The organism is Novosphingobium sp. NDB2Meth1 (assembly GCF_900117425.1).
In the GTDB taxonomy this organism is placed as follows: Bacteria; Pseudomonadota; Alphaproteobacteria; order Sphingomonadales; family Sphingomonadaceae; genus Novosphingobium.
Genome location: NZ_FPEH01000034.1, coordinates 19,978 through 33,813 on the forward strand (window position 1 = coordinate 19,978; position 13,836 = coordinate 33,813).

Sequence of the window (13,836 nt, forward strand, 5' to 3'; positions counted from 1 at the left end):
CTATCCCGCAGGGATCAGTCCGGGATGGCGAAGCTGAGGCGCAGGCCGGTGATGAAGGCGCTGCTGGCACGGCGATCCCAGCCGGGGTTGATCACGTATTGGAGATCGGGCTGGATGTTCAACCAGCTTGCGAGCTTGCGCTGCGCCGTCAGTTCGAACACGGTTTCCCCACGAGCCGCACGATCAGGAGCAAGCAGGGTTCGCTGCGCGGCTGCGCCCAGCCGGGCATGCGCAGCGGCCACACCCAGGCGCCAGTTGCCTACCGTCGCAACAATGCCGCCACCCAGATAGGCGGCCACGGGATTGGCGCGGGAATCGGCAATCCCGAAGCGGATCCAGGCATTGAGCCGGCGAGTGACTGCGCCTTCGAGCAGACCATACGCGCCCCGCGAAAGGGCGGGAGTCTCGGCTGGATCGAGCGCCGCGAATCGCGTCGTATGATGCCAGCCGCCTAACTGCAAAAGCCATGTCCCCACGGGCAGGCGCGCTTCGGCGATCAGCAGAGCGCCGGTCGTCCCGGGAAAACGCACCGCGAGCTTGCGCGGATCATGCCGCGCACCGGCCAGTGAATCGAACAGGCCCAAGGTCAGCGCCTTGCGGCCACGCTGCATCCGCATGACAATCGCGGACGAGGTCATCGGGAAGATGGAGGGGCCGGCGAGTCCGCTCTGCGAGATTTCCGGACCGATCCCGAAGGCGCTGTTCACGAAGAGCGAGCCGGTGTTCTGGATATCGAATTCGGCGTTGAGGTCGATAAGCCCGGCCTTGGCGGAGAGGAAGTCGTTTGGCTTCCACTGCGCCCATGCTTCGTAGACATGGGGCAGTGTATCGGCCTCGAGGCTGCTCACTGTCTGGAAGGCCCCCACGCGGCGACCCGAAAAGTCGGGCCCGTGAACCGCCATCACATCGAGGTGTGCAGACCATGCATCGAGACCGATGACCGGGCCCTTGAAATCGAGCCAGACATCGGCGCGTGCGACGACTTCGGTGCCATGATCGAGATCGCCGCTGACCGCCGAGAGAACGTCCGCCGTATAGGACCCGCCCAATTTCACGGCCGATTGCGCCGCCGCCGAGGCGGGCAGCGCCAGAGCGGCGAGGGTAAGGGCAAGGTGACCGGTCCGTATCATCACCATCGTGATAGGACCGAGGCGGATAAGATCGTCCTTTGCCGCGATCAGGTAAATGGCGCAGCATGCCTGCAGCAAACCGGCAGGAATTTGCCGGGTGATGCTGTGGCTGCGCCGCATCACGTTCGGCATCATTCTTTTATGTGCAACGGGGTGTGCGCAATTTCATGATGACTCGGCCTCGCCAATGCGGTAAAACCACACACACAAAACAAGTCGTTCACCCGGCGCGGCCTTGGGAGAGGATGCGTAAAATTGCACCGCGCCGGGTGTCCTGAACTGGTTGATCCTTCACAGCCCTGATTTTTTCGTCGCTTGGTGGGCGCGGTGGATCGTGCCCGAGCGTTGCCTGGTGATCGAAATGTCCGATCATAGTAAGCGGACAAATCAACTGGTCGCGTCGCGGCCCTCTGCGCCACAACGGACCCGTCCGCTGGTTTCGATCAGAAACCTGGGCTAGATTATCCCAACCCAAGCGGTGTCGGGCAGTACGGCACACACGTGCGCCCGATCGCCGCGAGCAGAGAGGAAACCCCCATGCGCGCTTCGCTCGCGACCCTATCCCTTGCGCTTTTGACTGCCGCGCCTGTGGCTGCCCGTGCCGCCGATGCGGCTCCGATGGCGCCTGCCGCCACTGCCGAAAAGCCGACGACCAACAAGGACTGGTGGCCCGATCAGCTTGACCTGACGCCGCTGCGACAGAACGAGAACACGCTGGCGAGCCCCTATGGCGCCGATTTCGACTACAGCAAGGCCTTCCTCAGCCTCGATCTCAAGGCAGTGAAAGCGGACATCGCCAAAGTGCTGACCACCTCGCAAGCCTGGTGGCCCGCGGACTATGGCAATTATGGCCCGTTCTTCATCCGCATGGCCTGGCACAGCACCGGCACCTACCGCACGATCGACGGTCGCGGCGGCGGTGCGGGCGGCGAGCAGCGCTTCGAGCCGCTGAACTCGTGGCCGGACAATGCCAACCTCGACAAGGCGCGCCGGCTGCTCTGGCCGATCAAGCAGAAGTATGGCCGCAAGCTTTCGTGGGGCGATCTCATGGTGCTGACAGGCAACGTCGCGCTCGAGCAGATGGGCTTCAAGACGCTGGGCTTCGGCGGCGGCCGCGCGGATACGTGGCAGCCCGATGCGGTCTATTGGGGTACCGAGAAGAAGTGGCTGGAGGCCAACGGCGACCGCTGGAACGAGAAGCGGCAGCTCAAGGGCCCGCTCGCGGCGGTGCAGATGGGGCTGATCTATGTGAACCCCGAAGGGCCCAACGCGAACGGCGATCCGATCTCGGCGGCGCACGATATCCGGCAGTCGTTCGGCCGCATGGCGATGAACGATGAGGAAATCGTCGCGCTGATCGCGGGCGGCCACACCTTCGGCAAGGCGCATGGCGCGCATGCTGCCACTTGCGTCGGCGCGGCACCGGCGGGCGCGGGGATCGAGGCGCAGGGCACCGGCTGGAAGAACAGCTGCGGCACCGGCAAGGGCAAGGACACGGTGACGAGCGGCCTTGAAGGCGCGTGGTCGGCGAGCCCCGTGCAGTGGACGAGCCAGTACCTCGACAACCTATTCGCGTTCGAGTGGGTCAAAGTGAAGAGCCCGGCGGGCGCGACACAGTGGCAACCGGTCAACGCGGCGCAAGTCCAGATCGTGCCGGACGCGCACGAGGCGGGCAAGACCCACGCGCCGATCATGTTCACCACCGACATGGCAATCAGGCAGGACCCGGCGTTCCGCGCGATCGCGCTGCGCTTCAAGGATAAGCCCGAGCTCTATGCCGATGCCTTCGCCCGCGCGTGGTTCAAGCTGACCCACCGCGATATGGGGCCGAAGGCGCACTACATCGGTGCGGACGTGCCGTCGCAGACCTTCACCTGGCAGGATCCGCTGCCGGTGGACAATCACCCGCTGATTGGCGCGGCGGAGATCGCCACGCTCAAGGGCAAGGTTCTCAGCGCGGGGCTGACCCCGGCGCAGCTGGTGCGCACGGCCTGGGCTTCGGCCTCGACCTACCGCAATTCGGACTTGCGCGGCGGTGCCAATGGCGCGCGCATTCGCCTTGCGCCGCAGAAGGACTGGGCCGTCAACGATCCGGCAGAGCTTGCCAAGGTTCTGGCGGCGCTTGAAAAGGTGCGAGCGGACTACAACCGCACCGCGCCGGGCGGCCGCACGGTGAGCATGGCCGATCTGATCGTGCTGGCTGGCAACGCGGCGGTCGAGCAGGCGGCGGCGAAGGGCGGCGTGTCGCTCGAGCTGCCGTTTACCCCGGGCCGTGTCGATGCCACGCAGGAGCAGACCGATCCCGCCGCCTTCGCGCCGATGGAGCCGAAGTCCGATGGGTTCCGCAACTGGCAGGCGGCGGATGCCTGGCAGTCGCCGACCGACGCGCTGGTCGACAAGGCGAGCCTGCTGGGGCTGACCGTGCCGGAAATGACCGTGCTGGTTGGGGGGCTTCGCGTCCTTGATGCCAATGCGGCTGGATCGAACGCGGGCGAGTTCACCAGCCGCCTTGGTACGCTGTCGAACGACTTCTTCGTCAACCTGCTTGGCATGGACACGGTGTGGAGCAAGTCGGGCGCAGCCTATGAAGGGCGCGACCGGACAAGCGGCGCGGTAAAGTGGACGGCGACGCCCGCAGACCTGATCTTCGGCTCGAACTCGGAGCTTCGCGCGGTGGCCGAAGCCTATGCTAGCGAAGATGCGCGCGAGCATTTCGTGCGCGATTTCGCCAAGGCCTGGACCAAGGTGATGAACGCCGACCGTTCGTAAGGCGTTGAAGCAGAAGAGGGCCGGGGCGCTGGTGCGCTCCGGCCCTTTTTCGTGTCAGGCGTTCGGGCGATTGGCCAGCAGGTTGTCCACCACGGAGGGATCGGCAAGCGTCGACGTATCGCCGAGGTTGGCGGTGTCGTTTTCGCCGATTTTGCGCAGGATGCGTCGCATGATCTTGCCGGAGCGGGTTTTGGGCAGGCCGGGGGCGAACTGGATGACGTCGGGGGTGGCGATGGGGCCGATCTCGTGGCGGACCCACTGGATCAGTTCCTTGCGCAGGGTTTCATCGGGCTCGACGTCGGCGTTGGTCGTCACGAAGGCGTAGATGCCCTGGCCCTTGATCTCGTGCGGCATGCCAACAACGGCTGCTTCGGCGACCTTGGGGTGGGCGACGAGCGCGCTCTCGATCTCGGCGGTGCCCATGCGGTGGCCGCTGACGTTGATCACGTCGTCGATGCGGCCGGTGATCCAGTAGTAGCCGTCCTCGTCGCGGCGGCAGCCGTCGCCGGTGAAGTAATAGCCGGGGAACGTCGTGAAGTAGGTCTGGAAGAAGCGCTCGTGATCGCCCCAGACGGTGCGCATCTGGCCGGGCCAGCTCTGCGTGATGACGAGGCAGCCATCGGCCGCGCCTTCGAGGAACTGGCCCTCGCCGGTGAGGAGCGCGGGCTTCACGCCGAACATGGGCCGCGTGGCCGAGCCGGGCTTGAGCGCGGTGGCGCCGGGGAGCGGGGTGATCATCGCGCCGCCGGTCTCGGTCTGCCACCAGGTGTCGACGATCGGGCAGCGGCCTTCGCCGACGACCTTGTGGTACCACTCCCAGGCCTCGGGATTGATCGGCTCGCCGACCGAGCCGAGGAGGCGCAGCGACTGGCGGCTGGTCTTCTTCACCCACTCGTCACCTTCGCGCATCAGCGCGCGCAGCGCGGTGGGGGCGCCGTAGAAGATCTCGACGCCGAACTTGTCGACGACCTGCCAGAAGCGGCTGGGATCGGGGAAGTTGGGCACGCCTTCGAACATCACGGTGGTCGCGCCGTTGAGGAGGGGCCCGTAGACGACGTAGCTGTGGCCGGTGACCCAGCCCACATCGGCGGCGCACCAGTAGATCTGCCCCGGACGATAATCGAAGACGTACTGGTGCGTCATCGAGGCCCAGACCGAGTAGCCGCCGGTGGTGTGGAGCACGCCCTTGGGCTTGCCGGTGGAGCCCGAGGTGTAGAGGATGAACAGCGGGTCCTCGGCGCCCATCTCTTCGGGCGGGCACTCGGCGGACTGCGAAGCAACGCCGCTCGCCCAATCGACGTCGCGGCCTTCCACATGCGCCACATCCGCGCCGGTGTGCCGAAGCACGATGACGGTATCGACGCCGGGGCACTGGGTGAGCGCCTCGTCGACATTGGCCTTCAGCGGCACCTTCTTGCCGCCGCGCAGGCCTTCGTCGGCGGTGATGACGACGCGGCTGTCGCAATCGGTGATGCGGCCTGCGAGGGCATCGGGCGAGAAGCCGGCGAAGACGATCGAATGGATCGCGCCGATGCGGGCGCAGGCGAGCATGGCGACGGCGGCCTCGGGCACCATCGGCAGGTAGATGGTGACGCGCGCGCCGCGCGTGACGCCGCGCGCCTTGAGGAGGTTGGCGAAGCGGCAGACCATGCCATGCAGCTCGCGGTAGGTGATGCGGCGGTCGGGGGTGTCCGGCGAATCCGGTTCCCACAGGATGGCGATTCTGTCGCCGTGCTCCGCCAGGTGCCGGTCGAGGCAATTGGCGGCAAGGTTGAGCGTGCCGTCCTCGAACCAGCGGATGCCGAAATCGGCCTCGTGGAAGCTCGCCGTGCTCACCTTGGTGAAGGGCCTGATCCAGTCGATCCGCTGCGCCTCGCCGCGCCAGAAGGTGTCCGGATCAGCAAGCGAGGCCGCATACATCGCCTGATAGCGCGCCTCGTCGATCAGCGCGCCCTCGGACCAGTTCTGGGGGACCGGGTAGATGGTCTGGCTCATCGGGGCGTCCTCTCGGCATGTGTTGGATTTTGGCCGCTATAAGACGCAATGGGCCGGGTTTGCCAAGCCCAGAAATTGGTTGGGGTCAGTCTCTTGGCGTCGCCTTCCACGCAAGGAGGAAGCCCAATCCGAGCAGGAGGTCGATGGTGGCGAAGACGGCGATCACGGTACCGACGCGGCCCTGCGCGAAGAGCAGCAGTCCCGGCGCGCCGAACGAGAGTTTCTCGAGAACCGCGATTGGCATCAGCGCGCGGTAGCGCGAGGGATCGGAGGCGATCATCCAGAACACCAGCTGGAACGTGGTGGCGATGCCGATGAAGCCGAGGAAGGCTTCGGGATGCTCGGCCGGCCAGGGCTGGAAATAGGCCGGCGGAAGGACGAGCAGGCCGTAGATCGCGGCGGCGCGGAAGAAGCGGGGGATCCAGTTGGGCATGTAGGCGGTTCTAGGCCGTGAAAACCCCTCCGTCAGCCCTTCGGGCTGCCACCTCCCCATTTGTGCCTGCGGCAAAAATGGGGAGGACCTTCCGATCAGTGCGCTTCGGCCATGGCGCCGAGGAACATCATCACGACCGGGTGCGGCTCGAGGCTGGCTTGCTGCGCCTTGATCGATGCGAAGGCATCGTCGGCAGCGGCGAGGGCGAACTCGATATCGGCCTCGGTCATCGCGGCGCAGAAGAACATGTTGTGCCAGGGGTGGACGTAGACTCCGCGCTTCAGCATCGCTTCGCCCCAGGCGAAGCCGGTGCGGTAGTCGGGATCGTTGTCGAACAGGATCTGCGGCATCTGGACCGGGCCTGTCTGGCGCAGGGTGAAGCCGTGCTTGGCGGCGAGCGCGTCGAGGCCTTGGCGCCACAGGGTGCCGAGGCGGATCGAGTTTTCGAGGTAGTCGCTTTCCCGCAGGATGCGCAGCGTCTCGACGCCAGCGGCCATGGGAACGGCGGCGAACCAGAACGAGCCGGTGACGTAGATGTGGCTCGCACCTTCGCGGCAGCGGTCGTTGCCGAGGAGCGCGGAGATCGGGTGGCCGTTGGCGAAGGACTTGCCCCAGCAGCTCATGTCGGGACGGACGCCGACGAGTTCCCAGCTGCAATCACGGATGAGGCGGAAGCCGGCGCGGACGTCGTCGACGATGAGCATGGCGCCAGTCTCGTCGCAGAGTTCGCGGGCGCGCTTGGCATAGGCGGGATCGGGGAGCGCCTGATCGATGAAGGCATCGTGCTTGAAGGGCGAGGCGAAAATGGCGGCGAGATCGTCACCGGCTTCGGCAACGGCGGCTTCGAGGCTGGCCACGTCGTTGTACTGGTACTTGGAGATGAACGCGCGTTCTTCGGGGACGATCCCGGCGGGCATCGGCGTGCACCACGGCGCGGCACCGTGATAGGCGCCGTCCGCCACGAGGATGCGGCGCTTGCCGGTCTGGGCGCGGGCGGTGGTCATCGCCATGGTCGTGGCGTCGGTGCCGTTCTTGCAGAACATGGCCCAATCGGCATGGCTGACCATGGAGGTGAGCGCCTCGGCGAGTTCGACGAAGTGGGCACTGGGGCCGGTCAGCGTATCGCCCTTGGCGAGCTGCGCGACAGCCACATCGTTCACGCGCCGGTCGTTGTAGCCCAGGAGGTTGGGGCCATAAGCGCACATGAAATCGAGGTAGCGGTTGCCGTCGACGTCCCAGATGTAGGCGCCTTCGCCGCGCTCGAAGAACTGGGGGTAGCTGGCGGGGAGCAGCGTTGTCGCCTCATGGCCATACATGCCGCCGGGCACGACTTTCAGGGCGCGGGCGCGCAGGGCTTGGTCGGCGGCGTTTGTGGTCATGGTGCTCTCCCCTCAGGTTTCAGGCGGCTTGTTCGGTAGCTGCACGCAGCGGCAGGTATTCGGGCAGGAAGGTGCGGCAATAGGCCTCGCGCGCACGGCGGGCCTGCTCCTCGTAGGCGTCGGTGATCACGCCGTGGCGGTGGACCGAAAGCGTCCAGATCGCATCGTTGATCACGACCAGTTCGATCAGCCGCTCGATCAGGTCCGCGCTGGGGGCGATGTCGAAGAGCTGGCAGAGCTCATTCATGCTGCGCTGGGCGAGCACACTGTCGTTCTCGAGATCGCGCGCGCGGATCGTGGCGGAAAGACCCGAGCCGAGCAGCAGGCGGCGGGCGGCGCCGTGGGCGTTGTAGTGTTCGCGCCCATGGCCATAGCGGGCGGCGACATATTGCTGCCATGAGGTGATGCCCGGCGGCAGCGGCTTGTCGAGCAGATCGACGAACTGGCGTGTGTAGCGTTCGGCAAGCGCGACGAAGACCTGACCCGCATCGGGGAAGAAGTGGTAGATCGAGGGGGCGGAGAGCCCGGCCTCCTCCGCCAGTGTATAGATGCTGATCTGTTCCGGTTCGAGCGTTTCCAGCAGGCGGTCGGCGGAATCGAGGATCGCCTCGAACCGCTGCTGGCTGCGCTTCTGGCGCGGACGGCGGATCGCGTCAGCGGGGCGGGGCAGGATGGTGACCATGCGCCAAGACTAACACGCCGCGCCAATGGTTCAACCCAGTTTCAGATAAAAATCCGAATTTATGTCAGATTCAGCTTGACGCCTGCCGGTCCTGCACGGCAGCTTCCTGTTCAAGGGGGATGTGGCGCCGCGTGCCTGAGCCGCAGCGCCGAAGCGGGGAGATCACCATGCAGCAAGCCAATCGGAAGCGGTACCTTGGACTTTTCCTGGCAGGGAGCGCGCTTGCCCTCGCGGCGCCGGCGTGGGCCGAGGAAGCGGCGCCACCGGCAAAGGGCGACGGGATTGCCGAAATCGTCGTCACAGCGCAGCGCCGCGCGCAGAACGTACAGGACGTGCCCATCGCCATTGCCGCGATTAGCGGGGATGCGCTGACCGAGACCGGCATCCGCGACCCGCGCGACCTGACGCTGCTGGTGCCGAGCCTTTCGATGCAGGCGGGGACGGCCGCCTCGACCACATCGCTGTTCATCCGCGGCGTGGGCATCGGCGATTTCAACTCGAACACCACGGGCGCTGTCGGCGTCTATGTCGACGATGTGTTCATCGGCGCGAACGCGGGCAAGCTCTTCAATGTGTTTGATTCCGATGGGATTGAAGTGCTGAAGGGGCCGCAGGGGACGCTCTATGGCCGCAACACGACGGCGGGCGCGATCCGCTTTTCGAGCCGCAAGCCGACCGACGAACTGAGCGGCGATTTCTCCGCGCTCTATGGCCGGTTCAACGAAGTGCAGCTCGAAGGCGGTATCGGCGGGCCGATTGCCAAGGACCTGCTCAAGGTCCGCATTGCGGGCTTCTACAACCGGCGCGACGGGACGACCTACAACCGCGTGACCGGCAACCGCGTCAACAACATCAACCTCTGGGCACTGCGCGGGATTGCGGACTTCACGCCCGCGCCGAACGTGCTGCTGCGGCTTTCGGTGCACGGGGGCAACAACACCGGCGGGGCGCGGCAATTCCAGCACCGCGGGCAGGGAGTGGGGTTCGGCGGCGAGACGCTGCCGTTGCTCAATGGCTTTCCGACAGACGCCTTCGGCTACGCCGATACCGACAACAACGTCTATGCCGGCGACTACAACGTCGAGGGCAAGGAGCGCATCGGCGTGTTCGGCGCCTCGCTGCTCGGCCAGATCGACTTTGGCGGCGTGCAGCTGACGTCGATCACTGCCTACGAGCAGGTCAACCGCGCAACGCTCGAAGATACCGACGCCAGCCCGAATGACTTCGTGGTGGCCTATTATCAGGACCGACCGCGCCAGTGGAGCCAGGAACTGCGGTTGCAATCGACCGGCGATCGCAAGCTGAACTGGATTATCGGCGGGTACTATTTCCACGACACGCTGGCGACCGACAGCAGCTTCGACCTGCTGCGCAGCTTGCGCGATCCCAATGACTTGCTCGGGACCTTTGATCCGGTCAATTCGCTCGGCCTGCTGCGCTATCCCTATACCCAGCGCACCCGCAGCGTCGCGGTGTTCGGGCAGGCGGATTACAAGCTGACCGACAAGCTGACAGCGACGGTGGGGCTGCGCTGGTCGAACGACCGGATCAGCATGGACTACCACAGCCTGTTCGATGCCGTCGGCGGCGTGGTTCCGGTGAAGGCCTATTCCGACATCACCCTGCCGCTGCTCGATTTCAACGGGCGCAAGACCTTCCGCGATCTCTCGTGGCGCGCGGCGCTCAATTACAAGTCGGGCGACACGCTGGTCTATGCCTCGTTCTCCAAGGGCTACAACAGCGGTGGCTTCGCCGGGGGCGCCTCGACCGACCCGCTGCAGCTGGTGCCGTTCAATTCGGAAAAGCTCTATGCCTATGAAGTGGGGCTGAAGACCGAGTTCCTTGATCGTAAGGTGCGGTTCAACACCTCGGCGTTCTACTACGACTACCGCGACCTGCAGGTCTTCGTGTTCGATCTGACCGGGCCGATCCCGGTGCAGCGCAAATTGAACGCGGGCAATGCCGAGATCTACGGCCTCGAGGCGGAGCTGACAGTGCGCCCCACCCGCAATCTCGACCTGTTCGGCGCGGCGACCTTCATGCACAGCGAATACAAGAAGTTCGCGGCGCTGGGCGGGGTGAGCTATTCGGGCAACCGGCTCGTCAATGCTCCGAAGTTCGCATTCTCGGGCGGGATCAACTGGACGGTGCCGCTGGCGAGCGGGGCGGCGATCAAGGCGCGGGTGGACGGCACCTACGTCTCCTCCATCGCGCTGTTCCCGGACAATGCGCCGAGCACCGAGGTCAGGGCCAACGGGCGGATCAATGCGCGGCTAGCCTATCAGGCGCCGTCGAAAGTGTGGGAAGCCGCGCTGTGGGTGAAGAACCTCAACTCGTCGCGCTACATATCCTCAATTGCGCCAGTCATCACGCAGGATCAGATCAACTACAACGATCCGCGTACCTTCGGGGTCCAGTTGGTCGCGCATTTCTGAGCGGCGTGGTCATTAAAGAAAAGGCAGAAATTCCGGATGCTTGACGTACATGGCTGGCTCGAGAAGTTCGGTGCGGCGCTGAAGACAGGGGACGGCGCGGCGGTGGCGGCGCTGTTCGTGCCGGACGGTCTGTGGCGCGACTATCTGGCGCTGGGCTGGACCTTGGCGACGCATGAGGGGACGGAGGCGATCGCTGCCTTTGCGGGTGCGCGCGCGGCAGAGTCGGGCATCGGTGGCTTCGCCAGCGACGTGCCGGAAGGCGCGACCGAGGGCTTCATCACCTTCGAGACCGCGCTTGGCCGTGGCGAAGGCTATGTGCGGTTGATGGGCGAACAGTGCTTTACGCTGCTCACCGCGCTCAAGGAACTCAAGGGGTTCGAGGAACCGCTGCGCGGCCGCCGGAACTCCGGCGTGGTCGACGAGACCGGCAAGCGCACCTGGGAAGACGTGCGGCATGATGATGTCGAGCAGTGGAGCGAGAGCAATCCGCCCTACGTACTGGTCATCGGCGCGGGGCAGGGCGGCCTCGCGCTCGGCGCGCGGCTCAAGATGCTGGGCGTGCCGTGCCTGCTCATCGACAAGTACCCGCGCGTGGGTGACCAGTGGCGCTCGCGCTACAAGTCTCTGCTGCTGCACGATCCGGTGTGGTACGACCACATGCCCTATGTGCCGTTCCCAGATCACTGGCCGGTCTACACCCCCAAGCAGAAGATGGGCGATTGGCTGGAATACTATGCCGCGATCATGGAACTGGGGATCTGGACCAGCACCGAATGCAAAGGCATCTCGCGCGATCCCGCCACCGGAAGATGGCAGGTTTCGCTTGTGCGCGATGGCAAGCCGTTAACGCTTTCGCCCGAACACGTAGTGATGGCGGTCGGCAATGCCGGCTTCCCGATCACGCCGACGTTCCCGGGGCAGGAGACCTTCAAGGGCCACCAGTGCCATTCGAGCGCGCATCCGGGCGGCGAGGGGCTGGCAGGCCAGCGCGTGATCGTGGTCGGCGCGAACAATTCGGCGCATGACATCTGCGCCGATCTCGTCAGCCATGGGGCCGAGCCGGTGATGATCCAGCGCTCCTCGACGCTGATCGTGCGCCAATCGAACATGGAGACGCTGCTGGCGGGAGCCTACTCGCAGCAGGCGTACGATTCCGGGCTCACGACGGACAAGGCCGACCTGCTCAGTGCCTCGGTGCCGATGCGGCTGGCCGAGAAGGTCAACAAGGCGACGTGGGATGCGCTGCGGGTTTCGGAAGCGCCGTTCTACCAGCGGCTGACGGATGCGGGGTTCCAGGTCGATTTCGGGCCGGACGGCACCGGCATCGCGATGAAGTTCCAGCGCACGTCCTCGGGTTATTATGTCGATGTCGGCGCTTCGGAAATGGTCGCGGATGGACGGATCAAAGTGCGGTCGGGCGTGACGATCGAGCGGATCGACGAGGATGGGATGGTGCTTTCCGACGGCAGCCACGAGCGGGCAGACCGAATCATCTACGCAACCGGCTTCGGCGACATGAAGCAGTGGGTGGCGCGGCTGATCAACCCGGACGTGGCGGAGCGTATCGGCAAGACCTGGGGCTATGGCTCGGGCTTCGCCGGCGATCCCGGTCCGTGGGAAGGCGAAATGAAGAACCTGTGGAAGCCGACCGCCGAGCCGGGGCTGTGGTTCATGGCCGGAAATCTCGCGATGGCACGCAGTTACTCGCAGTACCTCGGGCTTCAGCTCAAGGCGCGGTACGAGGGCCTGCCGGTCGAGCCTTACGTCCCCGCGTAAGCGCGCGGCCTGAGCGCGAGTGCCGCGCCGATCATGGCGAGGCCAAGGATGACCGCGGCGGCGCAGGCGAGCAGCACGGTGTCGAGGCCCCCATATTCCTTGGGCAACTCGATCAGCATCCCGGCGGCGGTGGGCAGGATCGCTGCTCCGAGGAGCTGCGCTGTCGCCGCGTAGGGCAGGCTCCGGCGTGTCGGGTCCGCTTCCAGCAGGAAGCCGGTGAGCGCGGGGGTGACGACCATCCAGACGAAGCCGTAGCCGACGACGAGGCCCCAGCCCACGAGGCCTTCCGCGCCGCGCAGGAACAGCAGCGCGACGATGATCATGAGCCCCAAGCAGGTCACGATCGCGCGCAACCCGGCATGCCCGCGCTCGCCAATCGAGATGGCGACCAGCGCGCCGGCCATCTGGCCGACCATCGAGGCGGTCAGCATCGGCGTCACGCGTTCAGGGGCGATGCCGCGCGCCTCGAGCCAGAGGCCCATGTAGGCCCAGATTCCGACGATCGCGCCGACGAGCAAGGCAGAGGCGGCGAGGCCGGTCCAGCCCGACAGGGGAATGGTACCCTTGCTTGCCGGGTCTTCAGGGTGGGCGCCTGAAGCGAGGCTTTTCGGCACGAGCGGCAAGGTCAGCGCGGTGAGCGCGGCAACCACGGCAAGGGCATGCTGGACATCGGCCGCGGCGCCCGGCGCGGCCGCGCTCGCGAACCACTGCAGGATGGCATACTGGCTGGCGGCTTGCAGGAAGAGGAACGCGGCTGCAGCGGCATTGAGGCCCTTCGACCGCGCAATGGCACCAGCCGCGACCCCGACCAGCAGGCCGCCGCCTGCGCCGGAGACCGCACGGGCGAGGAGCAGCGGAACCGCCGCCGGAAAGAGGTTCGCCGCGATGGTGACAGCGATCCCGACGAATGCCACCAGCCGTGCCGGCACGCGGCTGAGCAGCGCGATCCCGCCTGCACTCCCGAGCGCGATGGCGGCAATCTCGATGGCGGCGAGGAGTCCAAGGCTGGCCTCGCCGATCCGGCCTTCGTGGACGTAGCTGCCGTAGAGCAGCGGTTGTACCCCCAATACAAGCAGGCCAGCGGCACCGATCAGCAGGCACGCGCCGAGCGCGCGGCCCGTGGGCGAGGGGCCGGTTGGTTCCTGCTGCGCCGCCATGCCAACTCCTCGTTGTTTCCGATAATTATCGGGTTTATTGGGCAGGCCGGGAGTCAAGTCAAGCGCGCGCCGATGCACGG

At 65.9% G+C, this 13,836-nt stretch carries 9 protein-coding genes; 3 read left to right on the top strand and 6 right to left on the bottom strand.

From position 1 onward, the window contains the following. Positions 1-14: 14 nt before the first annotated feature. Complete coding sequence (locus tag NDB2M1_RS21415) at positions 15-1,262, bottom strand: carbohydrate porin (RefSeq protein WP_171955474.1); 1,248 nt, start codon at positions 1,260-1,262, stop codon at positions 15-17. 405 nt (positions 1,263-1,667) lie between these two features. Between NDB2M1_RS21415 and katG the strand changes: the two genes are divergently transcribed. Further along, positions 1,668-3,899, top strand: a complete 2,232-nt coding sequence (gene katG / locus NDB2M1_RS21420; protein ID WP_072384758.1) for a catalase/peroxidase HPI — start codon at positions 1,668-1,670, stop codon at positions 3,897-3,899. Positions 3,900-3,953: 54 nt separating this feature from the next. On the opposite strand, the gene acs is transcribed toward katG, so the two are convergent. The 4 genes from acs to NDB2M1_RS21440 form a co-directional block, all read right to left on the bottom strand. Continuing rightward, positions 3,954-5,894 (bottom strand): acetate--CoA ligase, encoded by a 1,941-nt coding sequence (gene acs, locus NDB2M1_RS21425; protein ID WP_072384759.1) that lies wholly within the window; start codon positions 5,892-5,894, stop codon positions 3,954-3,956. 85 nt (positions 5,895-5,979) lie between these two features. Then, a complete protein-coding gene (locus tag NDB2M1_RS21430) occupies positions 5,980-6,327 on the bottom strand; it encodes a hypothetical protein (RefSeq protein WP_072384760.1) in 348 nt (115 codons plus the stop codon). A 95-nt stretch (positions 6,328-6,422) separates the two neighbouring features. Continuing rightward, positions 6,423-7,706 carry an aminotransferase class III-fold pyridoxal phosphate-dependent enzyme gene (locus tag NDB2M1_RS21435; RefSeq protein ID WP_072384761.1) on the bottom strand — a complete coding sequence of 428 codons (1,284 nt, stop codon included), beginning with the start codon at positions 7,704-7,706 and terminating at the stop codon, positions 6,423-6,425. A gap of 19 nt (positions 7,707-7,725) precedes the next feature. Further along, positions 7,726-8,388 carry a TetR/AcrR family transcriptional regulator gene (locus NDB2M1_RS21440; RefSeq protein WP_072384762.1) on the bottom strand — a complete coding sequence of 221 codons (663 nt, stop codon included), beginning with the start codon at positions 8,386-8,388 and terminating at the stop codon, positions 7,726-7,728. 167 nt (positions 8,389-8,555) lie between these two features. Here NDB2M1_RS21440 and NDB2M1_RS21445 point away from each other — a divergent pair, with 167 nt between their 5' ends. Next, positions 8,556-10,823, top strand: coding sequence for a TonB-dependent receptor (locus NDB2M1_RS21445; RefSeq protein ID WP_072384788.1), 2,268 nt, complete (start codon positions 8,556-8,558; stop codon positions 10,821-10,823). Between the two features lie 36 nt (positions 10,824-10,859). Beyond that, a complete protein-coding gene (locus NDB2M1_RS21450) occupies positions 10,860-12,599 on the top strand; it encodes a flavin-containing monooxygenase (protein WP_072384763.1) in 1,740 nt (579 codons plus the stop codon). Here the strand turns inward: NDB2M1_RS21450 and NDB2M1_RS21455 are convergent. Then, positions 12,584-13,756 carry an MFS transporter gene (locus NDB2M1_RS21455; protein WP_072384764.1) on the bottom strand — a complete coding sequence of 391 codons (1,173 nt, stop codon included), beginning with the start codon at positions 13,754-13,756 and terminating at the stop codon, positions 12,584-12,586. The genes NDB2M1_RS21450 and NDB2M1_RS21455 overlap by 16 nt on opposite strands. Positions 13,757-13,836: the final 80 nt, after the last annotated feature.